This is a genomic window from Microbacterium sp. APC 3901 (assembly GCF_030407765.1).
In the GTDB taxonomy this organism is placed as follows: Bacteria; Actinomycetota; Actinomycetes; order Actinomycetales; family Microbacteriaceae; genus Microbacterium.
In genome coordinates this window covers 18,041-36,538 of the sequence record NZ_JASDCU010000022.1, presented here as the reverse complement: position 1 = coordinate 36,538, position 18,498 = coordinate 18,041, and the positions used below count along the sequence as shown (strand labels likewise).

16 protein-coding genes are annotated in these 18,498 nt (G+C 68.7%); 9 read left to right on the top strand and 7 right to left on the bottom strand.

Features of this window, described 5'->3' with window-relative positions; all coding sequences use genetic code 11:
- The first annotated feature begins 200 nt into the window (after nt 1–200).
- Nucleotides 201–1,088: a type IV toxin-antitoxin system AbiEi family antitoxin domain-containing protein gene (locus tag QMA07_RS16280; protein ID WP_290163781.1), complete on the top strand. Its 888-nt coding sequence runs from the start codon at nt 201–203 to the stop codon at nt 1,086–1,088.
- A 68-nt stretch (nt 1,089–1,156) separates the two neighbouring features.
- Here QMA07_RS16280 and QMA07_RS16275 read toward each other — a convergent pair whose 3' ends face one another.
- On the bottom strand, nt 1,157–1,918 hold the full coding sequence (locus tag QMA07_RS16275; RefSeq protein WP_290163780.1) for an alpha/beta hydrolase: 762 nt from the start codon (nt 1,916–1,918) through the stop codon (nt 1,157–1,159).
- Nucleotides 1,919–2,022: 104 nt separating this feature from the next.
- Here QMA07_RS16275 and QMA07_RS16270 point away from each other — a divergent pair, with 104 nt between their 5' ends.
- From QMA07_RS16270 to QMA07_RS16255, 4 genes are all read left to right on the top strand, one after another.
- Complete coding sequence (locus QMA07_RS16270; protein WP_290163779.1) at nt 2,023–3,387, top strand: MFS transporter; 1,365 nt, start codon at nt 2,023–2,025, stop codon at nt 3,385–3,387.
- A 153-nt stretch (nt 3,388–3,540) separates the two neighbouring features.
- Nucleotides 3,541–4,257 (top strand): ABC transporter ATP-binding protein, encoded by a 717-nt coding sequence (locus QMA07_RS16265; protein ID WP_290163778.1) that lies wholly within the window; start codon nt 3,541–3,543, stop codon nt 4,255–4,257.
- The gene (locus QMA07_RS16260; RefSeq protein WP_290163777.1) at nt 4,254–5,552 is read left to right on the top strand and encodes an ABC transporter permease; all 1,299 of its coding nucleotides are present in this window, start codon (nt 4,254–4,256) and stop codon (nt 5,550–5,552) included. The genes QMA07_RS16265 and QMA07_RS16260 overlap by 4 nt, the downstream gene beginning before the upstream one ends.
- Before the next feature lie 18 nt (nt 5,553–5,570).
- Nucleotides 5,571–6,194, top strand: coding sequence for a TetR/AcrR family transcriptional regulator (locus QMA07_RS16255; protein WP_290163776.1), 624 nt, complete (start codon nt 5,571–5,573; stop codon nt 6,192–6,194).
- Nucleotides 6,195–6,209: 15 nt separating this feature from the next.
- On the opposite strand, the gene QMA07_RS16250 is transcribed toward QMA07_RS16255, so the two are convergent.
- From QMA07_RS16250 to QMA07_RS16225, 6 genes are all read right to left on the bottom strand, one after another.
- Nucleotides 6,210–8,855, bottom strand: a complete 2,646-nt coding sequence (locus QMA07_RS16250; RefSeq protein WP_290163775.1) for a penicillin acylase family protein — start codon at nt 8,853–8,855, stop codon at nt 6,210–6,212.
- A 133-nt stretch (nt 8,856–8,988) separates the two neighbouring features.
- Nucleotides 8,989–10,908 carry a YhgE/Pip domain-containing protein gene (locus QMA07_RS16245; RefSeq protein ID WP_290163774.1) on the bottom strand — a complete coding sequence of 640 codons (1,920 nt, stop codon included), beginning with the start codon at nt 10,906–10,908 and terminating at the stop codon, nt 8,989–8,991.
- A complete protein-coding gene (locus QMA07_RS16240) occupies nt 10,905–11,648 on the bottom strand; it encodes a hypothetical protein (protein WP_290163773.1) in 744 nt (247 codons plus the stop codon). The genes QMA07_RS16245 and QMA07_RS16240 overlap by 4 nt, the downstream gene beginning before the upstream one ends.
- Nucleotides 11,645–12,268, bottom strand: a complete 624-nt coding sequence (locus QMA07_RS16235; protein ID WP_290163772.1) for a TetR/AcrR family transcriptional regulator — start codon at nt 12,266–12,268, stop codon at nt 11,645–11,647. Before QMA07_RS16235 ends, QMA07_RS16240 begins: the two co-directional genes overlap by 4 nt.
- A 233-nt stretch (nt 12,269–12,501) precedes the next feature.
- Complete coding sequence (gene argG / locus QMA07_RS16230; RefSeq protein ID WP_290163771.1) at nt 12,502–13,935, bottom strand: argininosuccinate synthase; 1,434 nt, start codon at nt 13,933–13,935, stop codon at nt 12,502–12,504.
- A gap of 68 nt (nt 13,936–14,003) precedes the next feature.
- Nucleotides 14,004–14,423 (bottom strand): helix-turn-helix domain-containing protein, encoded by a 420-nt coding sequence (locus QMA07_RS16225; protein WP_290163770.1) that lies wholly within the window; start codon nt 14,421–14,423, stop codon nt 14,004–14,006.
- Between the two features lie 275 nt (nt 14,424–14,698).
- Here QMA07_RS16225 and QMA07_RS16220 point away from each other — a divergent pair, with 275 nt between their 5' ends.
- From QMA07_RS16220 to QMA07_RS16205, 4 genes are all read left to right on the top strand, one after another.
- Entirely contained in the window at nt 14,699–15,490 is a 792-nt protein-coding gene (locus QMA07_RS16220) for an NAD(P)H-dependent oxidoreductase (protein ID WP_290163769.1), read from the top strand.
- 93 nt (nt 15,491–15,583) lie between these two features.
- Entirely contained in the window at nt 15,584–16,291 is a 708-nt protein-coding gene (locus tag QMA07_RS16215; protein ID WP_290163768.1) for a hypothetical protein, read from the top strand.
- A gap of 155 nt (nt 16,292–16,446) precedes the next feature.
- A complete protein-coding gene (locus QMA07_RS16210; protein ID WP_290163767.1) occupies nt 16,447–17,415 on the top strand; it encodes an alpha/beta hydrolase in 969 nt (322 codons plus the stop codon).
- A 66-nt stretch (nt 17,416–17,481) separates the two neighbouring features.
- Nucleotides 17,482–18,477, top strand: coding sequence for a hypothetical protein (locus QMA07_RS16205; protein WP_290163766.1), 996 nt, complete (start codon nt 17,482–17,484; stop codon nt 18,475–18,477).
- Nucleotides 18,478–18,498 lie beyond the last annotated feature (21 nt).

Below are 18,498 nucleotides of genomic sequence, written 5' to 3'. Positions count from 1 at the left end.
TAACTCAGGAAGTTCGCTTATTCGAGCGGGCCAGACAGGCGCCGAGCGCGACTTCGACAGCCTTTTCCTGAGATGGAAACGTCCGAGCGCTGCGCGTGAGGGGCGCGACTCCTCCTGCACAAAGCAGGCCTCCGACGGGGTTCGTCCACACGAGCTCCGTCGGGCCCGGTCGACGTGTCCGAAGAGCCACCATTGCGCGCATGACTCAGACGCCGTTCGAGCTTGCGCGACAGCATTTCGTCCCCACGGTCTTCACACGCGAAGAGCTTCGCGCCGCGGGCTACTCGAGTCGGCAGATCACCGATGCAGTCAAAGACGGCAGCATGCTCAGGCTTCGCCGAGACCGCTATGCGCAGCCTGGTCTGGACAGGGAGGTCGCGCACGCCGCCCGGATCGGCGGGCGTCTGACCTGCCTGTCGCTCCTGCGGCTACTCGGTGTCTTCGTGTTGAAGGTGGACGCCGTGCACGTGCACCTGGAGCGCAATCGGTCAAGGTTCAGGGGCCGGGAGACAGGCGCGAGGATCCACTGGAGCCTGCCCTCCGCGTCGCAGCTGTCTCACGTCACTCTGTTGTCGGAGGCGATCTGTCACTCGGTGAAATGCCAAGACCCGCGCGCATCGCTGGCAACGCTCGACAGCGTCCTACAGCACGGTCTCCTCACGCCCGGTGAACTCGAGGTGATCTTTCGCAGCCTCGCACCGCGATACCGCGTGCTTCTGACGCTCGTCGATCCGACGGCAGGCTCAGGGCCGGAGACCTTCATGCGGTTGATCCTTCGCACGATGGGTCTGAGGTTCGAAACCCAGGTCGACGTCGACGGGGTCGGCCGGGTCGACTTCGTCGTCGAGGGATGGCTGATCATCGAATGCGACAGCAAGGCGTTTCACGAGGGATGGGACAAACAGGTCGAGGACCGAAACCGCGACATCGCAGCGGCCCGGATCGGCTACGTGACGGTCCGACCGCTGGCGAGTGACCTGCTCTACCGCCCGCAGGAGGTGCAGGCTGCGCTCAAGGACGTCATAGAGAGGTTGAGGCCCAGTGGGCTCCGTGCACAACTCAGGAAGACCGTGCGGCGAGGAGCATGAGGGGGGCGCAGATCAGGCCGACCCGCACTCGGGTCCTGAGTTGTGAACGGAAAAGTGCGGAGCACGGGTCAGAGGTCGTCGGCGAAGCCCTGGATCAGGCGGGCCGCCGGCCCGGAGTCGCTGATCAGCGTGCCATGACCGTGGTCGGGGATGACCCGCAGATCGGCGCCGGGGATCACGTCGAGGATCTCCTGGCACCAGCTCATCGGCGCGAGCGGGTCGTCTTCGCCGCGCAGCACCAGCACCGGCTGATCGATGCGAGCGAACGCCTTCTCCGGCTGGTGCACGATGGTCGCGCGGATCTTGCGGATGAGATGAGGGCCGCCGCGGAGATACTCCCGGGCGCCGCGCCAGATGACCAGCGGACGCTCGCCGATCAGGTCGGTGAGGAGGTAGCTGGCCTGTGCCGCGACGTTGCGTGCGGCTTTGTTGACAGTGGGGCCGGCCAGGACGACGCCTTCGACGAGCGGGGGATGCCGGGCCGCGAGTTCTGCGGCGATCTGGCTGCCCATCGAATGGCCGATCACGACGACAGGACCTTCGTCGGTGTGCCGCAGGTAGGCGGCGACGAGGTCGGCGTGGCGCTCCATGGTGAAGGTGCGTGCGGGCTCGGGCGCCTCGCCGAAACCGGGCAGATCGAGTGCGATGACCCGGCCCTTCAGTCGCCGCACGACGTCGAGGTAGACGCTGCGACCCATGCCGATGCCGTGCAGCAGCAGGAAGGTCCGGGGTCCTTCGCCGAAGGTCTCTGCGACGAGCGTCGCCCCTGCATGCTCGAACTCGAGCAGGGTGACGGGGGTGCCCTTCGGGGCGAGATAGCTGGAGACCACGCACCCACGCTAACCGAGTGCGGGCGCGGCGGCTAACCCGAACCGGAGTGCCTCGGATTCCGGTGTGCGGTGAGCGGCGGGCGTGCGTCATGCGAGGATGAAGGGTGTCTTCGCCCAGCTCCGATCCCGATCAGATCGAGACAGGGGGCGAGACGCCCAGGCCGTCGAAGGGCTTCATCGCTCGCGTCGCAGACGGGTTGAGCGATCCGGTGCTGCGAGCGCTCGTCGCCGCGACCGCCGTGTCGCGCATCGGCCGCGGCGTCTTCCTCGCGGTCACCGTACTGTTCTTCACGCAGATCATCGGTCTCTCGCCCGCGCAGGCCGCCGTGGTGCTCGCGGTGTCGAGCGGATGCGGTGTCGTGGGGTCGCTCCTCGGCGGTTGGCTCGCGGATCGATGGAGCGCACGACGCCTCGCCTTCGGGTTCGAGATGACCGGCGGCGTGCTTCTCGCCGCCTATGCGTTCGTCGGAGACTTCGTGTCTGCGCTTCTGCTCGCCAGCCTCTCGGGTTTCTTCGACTCGCTCGGATACTCGGCCAGGTCTGCGATCATCGCCCGAGGGTTCGCGCCGGACAAGCGGGTGCACGCCCGCGCGGTGCTGCGCACGGTCACGAACCTCGCGATCGCCGCGGGTTCCGGCTTCGGTGCGATCGCCCTGGCGCTCGGCACCCCCGAGGCCTACCGGGTCGTCATCGCCGGTGCGGGTGCCGTCTGCGCACTCGGCTCGCTCTCGCTGCTCCGCCTGACCGCGGCGGTCGACGCCCCCGCACGCGGTCGTGTCACGGAACAGCTCACGGAGACGGGATCCATCGACACACAGGCGACGGCTGCGGCATCCGAAGAACGCAAGGACTGGAACAGGCGGTCCCCCTGGCGCGATCCCCGGTACCTGCTGCTGAGCGCGCTCTCGGCGATCTTCGGCATGCAGTTCGGGGTGGCTGAACTCGGAGTGCCGCTGTGGATCAGCGAGTACACGAATGCGCCGGATGCCACGTTCGCGGTGCTCCTGATCGTCAACACCGCGCTGGTCGTGCTGTTCCAGGTGCGCGCCTCGCGCGGCACGCACGACGTGCGGGTCGCAGGAAGGGTGACGATGATCGCGGGATGGCTCATGGTCGGCGCCTGCCTGATCTACGCGCTCGCCGCAGGTCTTCCGACGTGGGCCGCGATCGTCATCCTCATCGCCGGCATGATCACGCACACGTTCGCCGAGATCCTGTCGCAGGCCGGAGCCTGGGGGCTCAGCTTCGAGCTCGCCGACCCGGTACGGGCGGGTGCCTATCAGGGCGTGTTCGGCATGGGCTTCTCACTCGGAGCCCTTGCGTCGCCGATCGTCGTGAACGCCACGGCGATCACCTTCGGCTTGGCAGGATGGGCGATGCTGGCGGCGATCTTCCTCGCCGCCGCGGTCGGGATCTGGATGATCGCGCGCCGTGCCGCGGCATCCGCCACGCCCGCATCCGCCGGCTGAGCACGCCGTCGACGCCTGACCGACCTGTCGACGCCTCACCATGCCCGATCGGGCCGTCGGCGGTCACCGCCGACGAGAGGCGCGCGAGCGCGCCTTGAACTTACAGTCACTGCAAGTTATAGTCTGCAGTAACTGCAAGTTACAGGAGGATCCATGTCTGACTCACCCCGCGGGTCCGCCCCGCCGGTGCTCCGTTCCGTCGACGTCACTCGCACGTACGGAAGGGGCGATGCCGAGTTCACAGCCCTCGCTGGCGTCGATGTCGAGGTCGACCAGGGGCGCTCGCTGGCGATCGTCGGCAAGTCCGGCTCCGGCAAGTCGACGCTGATGCACCTGCTTGCGCTTCTCGACCGCCCGAGTGCCGGTTCCGTGGAGGTCGCCGGTCGCGCGGCGTCAGACCTGCGACCGGCAGAGCTCAACGCGATCCGCAACAGGATGTTCGGCTTCGTCTTCCAACAGTTCTTCCTCACCGGCGGACAGACCGTCTTCGAGAACGTGAGCCTGCCGCTCGTGATCGCCGGCGTCCCGGCGAGAAGGCGACGCGAGAAGACGATGGACGCCCTCGAGGCTCTCGGGCTCGCCGACAAGGCGAAGAATCGGGCGACGGATCTCTCCGGTGGGCAGAAGCAGCGGGTGGTGATCGCGCGGGCGCTCGTGAACGACCCCTCGGTGATCTTCGCCGACGAGCCGACGGGCAACCTCGACACCGTCACGGGGGCGCAGGTCGAAGAGATCCTCTTCGGGCTCCAGCGAGACAGGGGCATCACGCTGGTGGTCGTCACGCACGATCCAGATCTCGCCGCGCGGTGCGACAACGCCGTCACGATCGCCGACGGACGGATCATCGGGCGATCGGAGGCTGCGGCATGAAGACTGCAGATGTGCTGCGCATGGCGACGAAGAACGTCTTCCGCAGCAAGCTCCGCACGACCCTCACGGTGATGAGCCTGTTCGTCGGTGCGTTCACACTCACGCTCACGACAGCCCTGGGTGCGGGCGTGAACGACTATGTGGAGCGCCAGGTGGCGACGCTCAGCAGCGGCGACATCCTCTTGGTGAGCCCGGCGACGAGCGTCGAGTCCGATGACGGCCCGACCAAGTGGGACCCGGAGGGGCGGCAGCAATCGGGATCCGCCAACCCGCTCGGAGGAGGCACCCTGTTGAACAGCGACGACATCGCTGCAGTGGAGGGGATCGACGGCGTGCGCACTGTGGAGCCGATCACCCAGGTCGCGATCGAATGGGTCGCGACTTCGGGCTCCGCAGGGGCCGATCGGTATGAGATCGACGTCAATCCCACGTCGTCCATCGGACAGAGCGACCTCATCGCAGGTGCACAGCTCGACCAGGAGTCGGCAGAGAGCGAGATCGTGCTTCCTGAAGAGTATGTCGACGCGCTGGGACTCGCCGACGCGGAGTCCGCCATCGGACAGAGCGTCGCACTCGGGTATCTCGACTCGGCACAAGAGCAGCAGACCCTGACCGCGGTGGTCGTCGGCGTCGCCCGCGAGAGCCTGTTCGCTGCGGGAGCCGGCGCCAATTCCGCGTTGACGGAATCCATCGCCACCGCACAGGCCGTGACGGGGCAACCCGAGGCATGGCCGATAGCGGTCGTGCGTCTCTCGCCTGACGAGGGCGATACAGTCAGCGATGAAGCGCTGCAACGGGCGAAGGATGACCTGGCGGAGCTGGATCTCGTCGGTCAGACGATCGAGGATCAGCTCGGCGTCGTCCAGACGGTGATCAACGGCATCATCGGCGTGCTGAGCGCGTTCGCTGTGGTCGCGCTGATCGCCGCATCCTTCGGGATCGTGAACACACTCCTGATGAGCGTGCAGGAGCGGACGCGAGAGATCGGACTGATGAAGGCCATGGGGATGTCGAACGGGCTCGTGTTCGCACTGTTCAGCCTCGAGGCGGTGGCCATCGGGCTGCTCGGGTCGGCAGCCGGAGCGATCGCCGCGATCGGAGCAGGATCCGCGATCGCCGGCGTGGCAGGTGAGACGCTGCTCTCCGCTCTCCCGGGACTCCAGATCCTCCTCTTCGATCCGGCCACCGTGTCGACGGTGATCGTCGTGATCATGGCCGTCGCGTTCCTGTCCGGTGTGCTCCCTGCCCGCCGCGCCGCACGCCAGGACCCGATCGAGTCGCTACGGTACGAGTGAGCCAAGGAGCAGCAGATCATGTCGACCCCACCACCCGCCCGGCGCCGCAAGGACGCACGAGAGAAGGCGGCCGCCATCGAGCGCGCTGCGACCGATCTCGTGCTCGAGCACGGATACGACGCGGTGAAGGTCGACATGATCTGCGAGCGGGCCGGTGTCAGTCAGCGCACGTTCTTCAACCACTTCGGCACCAAGGATGCGGCTCTTCTCGGCCGCGAGTACCCGCATCTCGACGAAGACCTGGCCGAACAGTTCGTCGCATCGAGGGGGCCGCTGATGGCGGGTGCTGCTCGGCTCATCCGGGTCGATCCCGGTGATCTGGGCTCGGATCCCGCGTACCTGGCCCGACGCATCCGGGCCATCGGGTCGAGCCCTACGCTCATGGCTCTGCAGATGGACCGGATCGAGTCCCTCGACGCAGCGCTGCGGCACCTCATTCTTCGTCGGCTCACCGCCCAGTACCCGGGGGAGGATGCCGCGGAGCTCCATGCGCAGGCCGGGCTCATCACCCAGCTCGTCGCGGGGCTCATGCGCTACGTCGGGATGTCGTGGGCGGAGGAGGCGGCGGCAGGAGCGATCCCCACCATCGACCCGGAGTCGATCTCGGCACTCCTCTCCCGAGCTCTGGCGAAGCTGGACTGATCGCCCACCGCCGAGCTACCCGCCCGGGGTCAGCACCAGGGTGTGCCGCGTCGACGCATCGACCGCCGTCTCGGAGAACGCCCACGGCTTCTGCACGCCGGCCGCCCAGTCGGCGGTCTGATCGACGTAGTGCTCATGGAACGCATGGCCCGATGCTCCGGTGAGGTGGATCCAGGTCGAGGCGTCGAGGTCCGCCAGGTCGACCACCATCCGCATCGACGGCACGGTGGTCGTCGCGTACGAGGTCCCGAGATCCCACCCGGTCGCGTTGACCACGGATGCGCCGCCGCCGACCGCATACGGGCCGCGGTTGAAGAGCATCTCGATCGGGGCGATGCCCGACGAGCCGAGAGTGTCGCTCGTGAGGGTGATCGCATGCAGGTCGCCCCACCTCCACCCGGTGACGGCTTCGCCCTGCAGGGCGGAGAGCTCGTCGTACGCCTCTTCGGCCGACAGGGCCAGCATCTCGTCCATGCCGGCGACGTCGATGGCCGGGTTCGTCCAGAGCGGGTCGGAGGGGTCGTCGAGCAGGTCCGCGACGACGGTGAAGAGGCGGCCCTGGCCGCCGATGGGCAGGGGCTGGTCGCGCTCCGCGAACAGATTCTGCACGAGGTTCGACCAGAGCACGTTCGCGTAGGCGGCTGCTGCCGACCCGGCGTCGTTCTGCGCGTCCCACGAGCGCAGCAGGGCCACGGCGTCCTCGGTGCCTGCTCCCTTCACCTCGACATCGTCCATCGCGGATGCCAGGCGCTTGCCGATCCACATCTCACTGTCCAGCTGGATCTCGCGCATGTCCTGCGCGGTGAGCGGAGCGGCTGCGACGCGTCGTTCGATCAGGTGGGCGATGCGATCCGCGCGGTAGCCGTAGTCCCAGTCCCGTGAGAGGAAGTACGGATAGTCGTCGGTGACGATCGCGTTGTTCGCCGTCACGATGTAGCCGGATGCCGGGTTGTACGACACCGGCAGCTCGTCGAAGGGGATGAATCCCGTCCAGTCGTAGCTGCTGTCCCAGCCGGGCTGTGGCATCCATCCGTCGCCTGCCCCGCGCACAGGCAGGCGTCCGGGAGTCTGGTAGCCGATGTTGCCCTCGACGTCTGCGTAGATGAGGTTCTGCGCCGGCACGTCGAACAGCGCGGCCGCCGAGCGGAACTCCTCGAAGTCCTGGGCGGTCGACAGCGCGAAGATCGCCGTGGCGGCGGTGCCGGGGTCGAGGGCCGTCCAGCGCAGACTGACCGCGTACTCGGAGGCCTCGCCCGTGGGTGCCGCACCGGTCGCGCCGCCCGCGGCGAGACCGGGCTCCGGGTCGTCGGCGATCGCCGTGAAGTCGTCGGTGAGCCCTGAGATGATGGGTCCGTGCACGGTCGACCGGATCGTCAGATCGATGTCGTCGCCGCCGGCGACCGTGATCGTCTCGGTGGTCTCCTCGATCGGCACCAGCGCTCCGTCACGCCAGTACTGGTCTCCGTCGATCCGCTCGATGTAGAGGTCGGTGACATCGGTGGTCAGGTTGGTGAAGCCCCAGGCGATCTGCTGGTTGTGACCGATCACGATCCCGGGGAGTCCGGAGAACGAGAAGCCGGCCATGTCGAACGGGCACTCGTCGGTGACCTCGCTGCATCGCAGCTGCACCTGATACCAGACCGACGGCAGTGATGCGCCCAGGTGCGGGTCGTTGGCGAGCAGCGGCATGCCGGTCTCGGTGAGGTCTCCCGACACCACCCACGAGTTCGACCCGATCCCCTCGCCGACGTCGCCGACGAGCAGGCTCGCCGCCTCGATCACGTCGGAGGCCTCCTGCCACTCGATCGTCGTCGCGGCCTGCTGCATCTCGTCGTCGTTCGCGTCGGTCGTGAACGCGGCCGGTTCGGCCCCGGTCTCGAGAGTCGGCGCAGTCGTCAGCTCGGGCACGATCACCGGGTGCTCGTCGAACGGATACGCGGGGTAGAGCTCGTCGAGCGTCGCGGTGATCCCGGTCGGGTCCGAGGTCTCCGAGAGCTGCGCGGTCAGCAGCGCACGCTCGGCCTCATCCTCGATGTTGCCGCGCAGGTCCCACGCCATCGCCTTCAACCAGGCGACCGAATCGGCGGGCTCCCAGGGCTCGGGCTCGTAGTCGGGGTTCTGTATTCCCAGCACGGCATACTCGAGCGACAGCTCGGCACCCGAGCGTGATGAGAGATAGGCGTTGACGCCGTCCGCGTAGGCCTCGTAGTAGCCGCGCGTCACGTCATCCATGGCCTCCACCTCGGCCTCGGCGACCTTGCGCCAGCCGAGGGTGCGCAGGAAAGCATCCGTCGCGGCCTGCGATTCGCCGAACATCTCCGCCACGCGCCCGGCCGTCACATGGCGTCGGAAGTCCATCTCGAAGAAGCGGTCCTGCGCGTGCACGAACCCCTCGGCGTAGAAGAGATCGTGGCTCGAGTCGGCGGTGATGGTCGGGATGCCGCGATCGTCGCGCTGCACCGTGACCTCGGCCTGCAGGCCGTCGAGCGGGACGGTGCCGTCGGTCTGCGGGAAGGACCGCTGGATGGTCCAGGTCACGAAGAAGGCCGCGGCGACGGCGACCACGACGACGGCGGCGACGACGAGGAAGGCGATGCGCCCGATGCGGGCTCCCAGGGAGGGGCGCGACGGGTCGACGATCTCGGTCGAATGGGTTGTCATCTTCGAGAACTCTTTCGGGTGGCATAGCGGAACTCAGTCCCAGAGAGTCCCAGAGCGCGTCTCACCGACGCACTCTGGGAATACTACCCACAACGGCGCTGCGGGCGGGGAGTTCTCGCCCCCGCCCGCAGTGTCAGCCGATCAGACTCGGCTGCAGATCGCGCAGCGTGCGCCGGTGCGTCATACGCGTCACCCCGATTGCGGCGAGCAGCAGAGCGCCGACCAGCCAGATCCCGAGCACCACCAGATCCCACCCGGCCCTGCCGAGATCGCCCCCGTACATGAGCTGCCGCATGGCGTCGACCACATAGCCGAGCGGCAGCACGTGGTGCAACGCGGCCAGCGGAGCGGGCAGCGTCTGCCAGGGGAAGGTGCCGCCGGCGGTGACGAGCTGCAGCACCATGAGCACCAGGCCCAGGAACTGACCGACCGAGCCGAGCCAGACGTTCAGCGTGAGGATGATCGCCGCGAACGTCGCCGACGCGAAGATCATCACGCCCAGCGTGCCGATGGGATTGTCGAACGTGAAGCCCAGGGTGATCGCGAGGATGCCCATGAGCCCGACCATCTGCACCGCGCCCAGCATCGCCGGGGTCAGCCAGCCGGCCAGAGTCACCCGGATCGGGGAGTGCAGCGCGGTCACGGCTCGGCGAGAGATCGGCTTGACGATGAGGAACAGCGCGTAGATGCCGATCCAGGCCGACAGCGCGGCGAAGAACGGCGCGAGCCCCGCGCCGTAGTCCTCGGCCGACGCCACCTTGTCGCTCGACACCTTGACGGGGTCTGCGATCGTGTCGGCCTGCAGCGTGCGCAGCTCGGGGGTCGAGACGGGGATCTGCTCGACTCCGTCGGAGAGCCCGTCGCGCAGCTCGGCCGTGCCGGACGCAAGGGTGCTGAGTCCGTCTCGCAGCTGAGCTGCGCCGTCGTTCGCCGCCGCCGCGCCCGCGGCCACGGTCTGCGCGCCGCCGGCGAGAGTCTGTGCACCGCCGGCGAGAGTCTGCGTGCCGCTGGCGAGCTGCGAGGCACCGGATGCCACCGACTCGGCTCCGGCGGCGAGCTGGTCGACCTTGTCGACCGCGTTCTGCACGGTGGCGTTGCCCTCTTCGAGACGGGTGCCCAGCGGATCGAGGGTCGCGAGCACCCGATCGATCTCCTCCTGCGTCAGGCCCTGATCTGTGAGTACCGTCGCGATGTCCTGGCGTGCCTGGGGCAGAGCATCCGTCGCCTGCTGCACCGCAGACCCGGCGCGGTCGGCGACGTCGGCCAGTTGCCGGTTGCCGTCGCTGACCTGCTGAGCACCCGAGGCGAGAGTCGCCGCTCCGCCGGCGAGCTGAGACGCGCCACCGGCGAGCTCAGACGCGCCACCCGCGAGCTGAGACGTGCCGCCGGCGAGCTGGGACGTGCCGTCGGCGAGTGTGGCGCTGCCGGTCGCCGCGGTGTTGGCGCCGTCGGTGAGCTGGCTCGCCCCGTCTGCGGCGGTGACGAGGTTGTCTCGCACCTCGCTGAGCCCGGTGAGCAGACGCTCCGCGGCCTCGCTGCCGACCATCTCGGCCACCGAGCTGCGGATCTTCTCGACCGCCTGAGTGCCCATCGACGACGCGAGGTAGTTGTTCGCGTCGTTGGTCTCGAGCTCGATGCGCGCCTGGTGGGGGTCATCGCCCGCGGCCGAGGTCAGTGCCGCGGAGAAGTCGTCAGGGATCGTGACGGTGAAGTCGACCGTGCCCTCGCGCAATGCGTCTGCGGCCTCGTCGGCCGACATGCGCTGCCAGTCGAAGGCGTTGCCGTCGATGAGGTTCTCGGCGACGTCCTCGCCGTAGTTGACGGTCTCGCCGGTCTCGGCCTCCGTTCCGGTGGTGGGGGCAGGAGCCCCGGCGTCATCGACGACCAGTGCCACCGGCACCTCGGGGAACTTGGCGTACGGGTCCTGGTTGGCCCAGAGGTAGAGGCCGCCGTAGAGGATCGGCACGCACACGAGCGCGATCAGGGCGATGATGCCCATCTTGCTCGCGGTGAGGCGTCGCAGCTCGGCGGCGATCATGGCGGGAACCTTCATCGCTCGCCTCCGTTCTCTGTCGTGTCGGTCTGTGTGTCTGTATCGGGCGTCTCGTCTCGGTAGCCTTCGCCGTCTCCGCTCGACGACCCGGGGGCGTGGTCGAGCACGAGGGGTGGGATCGGACCGGATGCGTTGATCGCCTCGAGCTCATGCATGCGTTCGAGGGCGACCGCAGCGGATCCGCCGATGACGACGAGCATGGCGTAGCCGCGGTCGGCGAACTCCGACGCGATGCGCCACCAGCCGTCGGGGCTGCCGCCGTGGCGGTCGGGGGCGACGAGCACGATGCCTTCGGTGCCCTCGCGCAGGATGGCGAGCTCGCACATGATGCGCACCCGCGCGGCCGGGTCGACGTTGCCGATCGGCACACCGGCGAGCTCGCCGAAGCCGAGCTGACTCAGCCACCGGCGTGCGTGCAGCGGGGTCGCGCCGAGGCCGGCGAACATGAGCTCCTCGCCCACCACGCCCGCGAGGGTGATGTCGGGGTGCGGATCGCTGACATCGGGAGCGTCGACGAGCGCGATCGTGCGGCGCAGCGCCTTGTTGTTCGAGTCGCCGTCGATCGTCACGCGGCCGGTGTCCGGGCGCATCCGTCCACTGGCGATCAGGCCGAGCACGGTCGGTCGTTGCTCTGTCTCGGCCAGGGCGAAGCGCACCGCTCCGCTGTGGAACTCGAGGCTCGTCGTCGGCAGCGACTGCCCGTCGCGCCCCTTGCTCACCTCATGCAGAGTGACCCTCATGCGCTGACCTCCTGCGATTCGGCGATGTCGGGGTGCGCGCTCAGCAGCTCATCGGCCTCGCGCCACGAGAGCCCGGCGATGCTGAGCAGCGTGCGCACGGCGAGGCCGGCCGCGCCGATGCTGTGGGCATCCGTGCGCGAGACGACCGTGCGCGCGACCTCTTCGATGAGGCGGGCGAGGGTCGCGGCCGAGAGGTCGGTGCGGAAGCTGCCGTCTTCCTGACCACGACGCGCGAGCGCCGCGACGGTGCGGCGCAGCGGGGCGAGGGCATCTGCGGTGTGCTGCACGTGGGCTTCGTCGAGGGCGAGCGCGGCGGCGACCTGAACGTGCGCAGCCTCCTGCCAGAGTCGTGCGGCGAGACGGGCCAGGGCGATGCGCGAGTCGGTGTCGGTGACGGACTCGGCGATCGCGTTGAACCGCTGCGCTCCGACCGAGATCAGCTCACGGATCAGCGCCTCACGGTCGTCGAAGTGGCCGTAGAGCGTGCGGCGGGAGAGTCCGGCGCTGCGCGCGATGACGTCGATCGAGGCGCGCGGGTCGGTGGCGAGGGTTGCGCGGGCCGCCTCGAGGATTCCGGCGCGGTTCTCGACCGAGTCACGGCGGGGAGCACGGGTGGTCATGCACCCATTCTACGTATTGTGCACAGTCATGTGCAAGATAACTCGGGGGACTCACAGGGTCCGGAGGGCGGCTCGTCGATAACTCAGGACTATCGATCCCGATCCGGTCGAACGGGGCTGTTCGCAAGCGAAACCCTGCGATCGTCCTGAGTTGTGAACGCGCGTACCTCCGGCGTAGAGACGGAAAGGGGGCGGATGCCGCAGCATCCGCCCCCTTTCAGAAGAACTGAGAGTCAGTCGAGTCCGGAGTCGAACGCCGCACCCTCAGATGCGGTGTCGACCGCGTCGGCGAAGTTCTCGTCGACCTCCTCGACGGAGCCCGTGATCTCGCCCGACTCGCCGGCGGTGACGCGTCCGACGAGCTCGCCGGTGGCGCCGCCGATGAGGCCGAGGCCCGCGTACTGCTCGAGGCGCGAGCGCGAGTCGGCGATGTCGAGGTTGCGCATCGTGAGCTGTCCGATGCGGTCGACCGGGCCGAAGGCGGCGTCGCCGACGCGCTCCATCGACAGCTTCTCGGGGCCGTACGACAGGTTGGGCGACGTGGTGTCGAGGATCGTCCAGTCGTCTCCGCGGCGCAGGCGGATCGTGACGGTGCCCGAGATCGTGAGGCCGACCCAGCGCTGGATCGACTCGCGCAGCATGAGCGACTGCGGCTCGAGCCAGCGTCCTTCGTACATGAGGCGACCCAGGCGACGACCCTGCTCGTGGTAGGTCGCGAGGGTGTCTTCGTTCAGGATGCCGTTGACGAGGCGCTCGTACGCGATGAAGAGCAGCGCCATGGCCGGGGCCTCGTAGATGCCGCGCGACTTCGCCTCGATGATGCGGTTCTCGATCTGGTCGCTCATGCCGAGGCCGTGGCGTCCGCCGATCGTGTTGGCCTCCATGACGAGGGCGACCGGGTCGGTGTACTCGACGCCGTTGATGGCGACCGGGCGTCCGGCCTCGAACGTGACCGAGACGTCTTCGGTCTCGATGGCGACCGAGGGGTCCCAGAACTTGACGCCCATGATCGGGTCGACCGTCTCGAGCGAGACGTTCAGGTGCTCGAGGGTCTTGGCCTCATGCGTGGCGCCCCAGATGTTGGCGTCGGTCGAGTACGCCTTCTCGACCGAGTCACGGTAGGGGAAGTCGTGGGCGACGAGCCACTCGCTCATCTCCTTGCGGCCGCCGAGCTCGGTGACGAAGTCGGCGTCGAGCCACGGCTTGTACACGCGCAGGCGCGGGTTGGCCAGCAGGCCGTAGCGGTAGAACCGCTCGATGTCGTTGCCCTTGTAGGTCGAGCCGTCGCCCCAGATGTCGACGCCGTCCTCCTTCATGGCGCGCACGAGCAGTGTGCCGGTGACGGCGCGGCCGAGGGGCGTGGTGTTGAAGTACGTGCGTCCGCCCGAGCGGATGTGGAAGGCGCCGCACGAAAGGGCGACCAGACCCTCCTCGACCAGGGCTGTCTTGCAGTCGACCAGACGCGAGGCCTCGGCGCCGTACTCGAGCGCGCGGCCGGGGATCGACTCGATGTCGTCTTCGTCGTACTGCCCGAGATCACCGGTGTACGTGTAGGGGACGGCGCCCTTGTCGCGCATCCACGCGACGGCGACGGAGGTGTCGAGTCCTCCGGAGAAGGCGATGCCGACGCGCTCGCCGACGGGAAGAGACTGGAGGACCTTGGACATGCTTCCCAGTCTATCGGCGGCGTGTCGGCTGTTTCGGACGGGATGGGCGCGAGTGGCGAGGCCCGGTGTCAGCGCGCGACGGCGGGCTCGAGCGTCTCGGGCTCGGCGGCGAGCTCGGGATTCTCACGTCGCTCGATTTCGCGTCGCTGGTGCGCCGCATAGCGGCCGCCCCACTCGGTCAGGGCCTCGACGAGGGGCATCGACCCTCGGCCGAGGTCGCTCAGCCGGTATTCGACCTTGGGCGGGACCTGTCGATACACCGTGCGGATGAGGAGCCCATCGTCCTCCAGTTCGCGCAGCTGCCGCGTCAGCACACGAGCGGTCGGCTCGTCGAGCAGCCTGCTGAGCTCGCCGAATCGCAGCACCTCATGCTCGTCGAGAAGGCTGAGGATGCTGGGCTTCCAGGCTCCGCCGATCACAGCGATCGAGATCTCCGCGTCGCACGCGTCGCCCCACTCCCGGACGATGCGCTCCGTCTTCTCCCTCATGGATCCGCCTTCCGTTCCCGCTCATGGTCGTCGCCATAGTATCCATAAGGTCACTATGTACCATTCATGACCGTACTTGTCTGAAGTGTACTCAGGACACGAGACTGATGCGGTGACCTTCCCGATTCCCACGGCACGATCGCCGTGATCGCAGGGTCTCGCGGTTTCGTCGTCGCCCTGCTCATCGCAGCCGGGGCGGTCGTCGCCGCGGCACTCCTGCCACTGTGGCGGCGCACAGCTCCCCACCCCCGTCTCCCACTGAAGAAAGGCCATCCGTGTCAGCATCACGCCCGACCGTCCTCTGGATCCACGCCCACCCGCAGGAGAGCTCGTTCAACGCGCGACTGTTCCGCGACGGAGTCACAGCGCTCTCGCGCGACCACGACGTCGAGATCACCGATCTCTATGCTCAGGGTTTCGACCCCGTGCTCGCGGCCCCGGATCTGGGCGAGCCGCAGGGCCGGGAGGGCAACCTCGTCGATCTGATGGGCGAGGCGTACGCCGCGGGGCAGCTGCCGCCGGATGTGATCGAGGAACAGCGCAAGCTCGCGGCTGCCGACCTCGTCGTGCTGCAGTTTCCGCTGTGGTGGTACGGGCCGCCGGCGATCCTCAAGGGGTGGTTCGACCGGGTGCTCACCAACGGGTTCGCGTATGGCACGTCCGATGCCGAGACCGGTCTTCCGCTGCGCTACGGCGAAGGCCCGCTCGCCGGGCGACGAGCCCTCGTGATCGTCACGGCGGGCGAGGACGACCGTTCCATCGGAGAACGGGGCGTCAGCGGTGATCTGGACTCGCTGATGTTCCCGCTCACCCACGGAACCCTCTGGTACACCGGCATCGAACCGCTCGACCTGCACGTCGTCCACGATGCCGACGGGTTGGACTCGGCGGGGATCGATCACGAGAGCGCCCGCCTGATCGAACGACTCTCGGGGATCCGCGACGAGTCGCCGAGCAGTCCGTATCGCCGGCTGCGCGACGGCGACTACCACGGCACCCGGGCGCTACGAAAGGACCTGCTCCCCGGTCGCATCGACCTCGGCATCCATCGCGTCCAGGCCGGCTGAACGGAGCGGGAGGCGGCGACGTGCAGGGGTGATCCGGATCCATCCGCGATTTTCCGTCCCGACGGTGGCAGAGTTGCCCTGAAGGAGGTCGGCATGGGTGCAGCGATCCTCTGGGGCGTCGTCGCGGCATCGCCTCTGATCATCGGAGCCGCGCTCGCCCTGCTGCGCACCTGGCCGCCTCGGTGGTTGGGCATCGTGCTCGGTTTCGGCGCCGGGGCGCTCATGGCGTCCATCGCGTTCGAGCTGTGGGAGGAGGGGCTGGATCTCGCCGGCCCCATCCCTCTCGTCATCGGCGTCGCGGCCGGAGCACTGGCGTACTTCATCGCCGACCGGATCCTCGATGCCCGGGCGGCGAAGTCGCAGGATCACGGGGCCGGGGCCCCGCTCGCGCTCGGCGCGCTGCTCGACGGCATCCCCGAGCAGCTGGTGCTCGGCATCGGCCTCGCCTCGGGAGAACCGGTGAGCATCGCACTCGTCGTCGCGATCGTCGTGTCGAACCTGCCCGAGTCGATCGGCTCGGCCGCCGACCTGCTGAAGGGCGGGATGACCAAGGCGCGCGTGCTGCTGCTGTGGGCGGGCATCTCGGTGATCTGCGCGCTCGCGACGGTCGCGGGCTTCGGGCTGGCGAGCGCGACCGGCGACGAGTTCAGGGCGGGAGCCAGCGGCTTCGCCGCCGGTGCCCTGCTCGTCATGCTCGTCGACTCGATGGTCCCGGATGCGCAGGAGAAGGCCAAGCAGGTCACCGGGCTCGCGACGGTGCTGGGCTTCGCGCTCGCCGCGGGGCTCTCGCTCGCGAGCTGAGAGCGGGTCGAGGCCGCCGATGCGGGTGCGACCGCCCGCCATCCGTCGGCCTCCCGGCCGCAGAACGGCACTGTCTGGCGGGTTACGCTCGGGGGCGACCTCCGGGAGGCTGGCGGAACGCCGCCATGACCGCGGCCGAGAACAAAGGAGTTCTGATGACCGACACCACACTTCGCCCTCCGTTCGACCCGGAACTGGAGGCCGCACTCGCACTGGTCGGCGACACACTGCCGCCGACGCTGACCGCCGAGATGATCCCGCTGATGCGCCAGTCCCCCGTGAGCGGCGAGGACGAGATCTTCGCCGTGCTCGACGAGCGGGGCTTCACGCGCCGCGACGTGACCATCGCGGGTCACGAGGGCGACGAGATCGTCGTGTCGGTGGTCGAGAAGGCCGGTCGCACCGGTACGGGGCCGGGCTTCTTCCACACGCACGGTGGCGGCATGATCATCGGCAACCGCTGGTTGGGACTCGTGGGATTCCTCGACTGGGCGGAGCGCTTCAACGGCGTGATCGTGACGGTGGAGTATCGGCTGGCGCCGGAGTTCCCCGATCCGTACCCGGTCGAGGACTGCTACTCGGGTCTCGTGTGGACGGCCGAGAACGCTGCGGAGCTGGGCATCGACCCGAACCGCATCCTGATCGGGGGAGGCAGTGCCGGTGGCGGCCTGGCCGCCGGTACGACCCTGCTCGCCCGGGACCGTCGCGGACCCGCGCTCATCGGTCAGCTGCTGATCTACCCCATGCTGGATGACCGCGATGTGAGCGTCTCGACCCGGCAGATCGACGGGATCGGCGTGTGGGACCGCGGGTCGAACATCACGGGGTGGACCGCCCTGCTCGGCGAGCGCAAGGGCACTGACGACGTCTCGATCTACGCGGCTCCGGCTCGCGCCACCGACCTGGCCGGCCTGCCTCCCGCCTTCATCGACTGCGGCAGCGCCGAGGTGTTCCGCGACGAGGACGTCGACTACGCCACCAGGCTGTGGGCGGCCGGTGTGCAGGCCGAGCTGCACGTGTGGGCCGGTGGGTTCCACGGCTTCGACATGTTCGCACCGCACACGGCCGTCGCGCAGGCGATGCTGGCCGCGCGTGACGACTGGGTCAACCGGCTGCTCGGGTGATTCCGGCACTCTACGGGCTCGGTCGACGAACCCGTAGGGTGGAAGCCCCGCGCGATGGAGCCCGACATGCAAGATCTGCTGGGGCGGCTCACCGCCCTCGATCCGGATGCGAGTGAGACCCTCAAGGTCGTCTCGTACTTCGACACGCTCATCGCCCGCGCGGTCGGCGTCGAGAGCATGCTTCGCGGGGCTGCGGTGCTGAGCGGTGCCACCGTGGGGCAGCGCGACCCCCGACAGATCATCCGCGTGCGCGCCGACGGGGTGCGCATCGATCCGATCGACCCCGGCGATCGGTGGATGCTGCGCGAGAGCGGTCCGGATGCCGTCGCCTGGATCGAGCGCGAGGGGGCTCCCCATACCAACGACGCGATGATCCTCGAACGTCTCACTCTCGCGCTCGGGATTCTCCGCGCCCGCCGCGCAGGCGATGCGGGGAGCGCCGTCGAGCTGGCGATCAGCGAGTTCGCGGGTGAAGGCGAGCGCGCCTCGGCACTGGCGAGACTGCGGCTGCCGGCCGGATCGGCGGCGGTCGTGGCCTCTCCGCCCGATCCTGCGCCGCTGCCCCAGCATCCTTCCGTCGTGGTCGCGACTCGACATGGCCTGACCCGGGCGACGATCGTCGTCGCGGGCACGCCCGTGGATCGAGTGTGGACTGACGCGACCGGCCTGCGTCTGGGCATCGGAACCGCGGGGCCGGGTGAGCACCTCCCCGATTCGTGGGCGGAGGCGCTGATCGCCGCGCGTCTGAGCACCGCCTCCGAACCCGCAGTGGCCGCGGACGACCTCGGTGCCCTGCTGCTGATCGCCGCCGCCGCCGAGTCTCACGACGTGCATCCGGATGCTGCGGCACTCGGCCGCCTCGATGCCCGCAGCCGGGAGCTGCTCGACGCCGTGGTCGACGAGCTGAGCGTACGTGCCGCCGCCGCGCGGCTGGGTCGTCACCACTCCAGCGTGCAGGATCGCCTCACCGCACTGATCGGCGTCCTCGGCTACGACCCGAGGTCGTCACGCGGGCACGCTCGGTATGTGCTGGCCCGCATGCTGCTCACGCTCTCCGGATGAAGGGCGGGCCGACGCGCGACC

Bases quoted from the DNA above. Each gene is read 5' to 3' on its own strand.
- QMA07_RS16280 (WP_290163781.1), top strand. From the start codon at position 201: ATGACTCAGACGCCGTTCGAGCTTGCGCGACAGCATTTCGTCCCCACG.
- QMA07_RS16265 (WP_290163778.1), top strand. From the start codon at position 3,541: ATGTCTGACTCACCCCGCGGGTCCGCCCCGCCGGTGCTCCGTTCCGTC.
- QMA07_RS16260 (WP_290163777.1), top strand. From the start codon at position 4,254: ATGAAGACTGCAGATGTGCTGCGCATGGCGACGAAGAACGTCTTCCGC.
- QMA07_RS16255 (WP_290163776.1), top strand. From the start codon at position 5,571: ATGTCGACCCCACCACCCGCCCGGCGCCGCAAGGACGCACGAGAGAAG.
- QMA07_RS16250 (WP_290163775.1), bottom strand. From the start codon at position 8,855: ATGACAACCCATTCGACCGAGATCGTCGACCCGTCGCGCCCCTCCCTG.
- QMA07_RS16245 (WP_290163774.1), bottom strand. From the start codon at position 10,908: ATGAAGGTTCCCGCCATGATCGCCGCCGAGCTGCGACGCCTCACCGCG.
- QMA07_RS16240 (WP_290163773.1), bottom strand. From the start codon at position 11,648: ATGAGGGTCACTCTGCATGAGGTGAGCAAGGGGCGCGACGGGCAGTCG.
- QMA07_RS16235 (WP_290163772.1), bottom strand. From the start codon at position 12,268: ATGACCACCCGTGCTCCCCGCCGTGACTCGGTCGAGAACCGCGCCGGA.
- argG (WP_290163771.1), bottom strand. From the start codon at position 13,935: ATGTCCAAGGTCCTCCAGTCTCTTCCCGTCGGCGAGCGCGTCGGCATC.
- QMA07_RS16225 (WP_290163770.1), bottom strand. From the start codon at position 14,423: ATGAGGGAGAAGACGGAGCGCATCGTCCGGGAGTGGGGCGACGCGTGC.
- QMA07_RS16215 (WP_290163768.1), top strand. From the start codon at position 15,584: ATGGGTGCAGCGATCCTCTGGGGCGTCGTCGCGGCATCGCCTCTGATC.
- QMA07_RS16210 (WP_290163767.1), top strand. From the start codon at position 16,447: ATGACCGACACCACACTTCGCCCTCCGTTCGACCCGGAACTGGAGGCC.
- QMA07_RS16205 (WP_290163766.1), top strand. From the start codon at position 17,482: ATGCAAGATCTGCTGGGGCGGCTCACCGCCCTCGATCCGGATGCGAGT.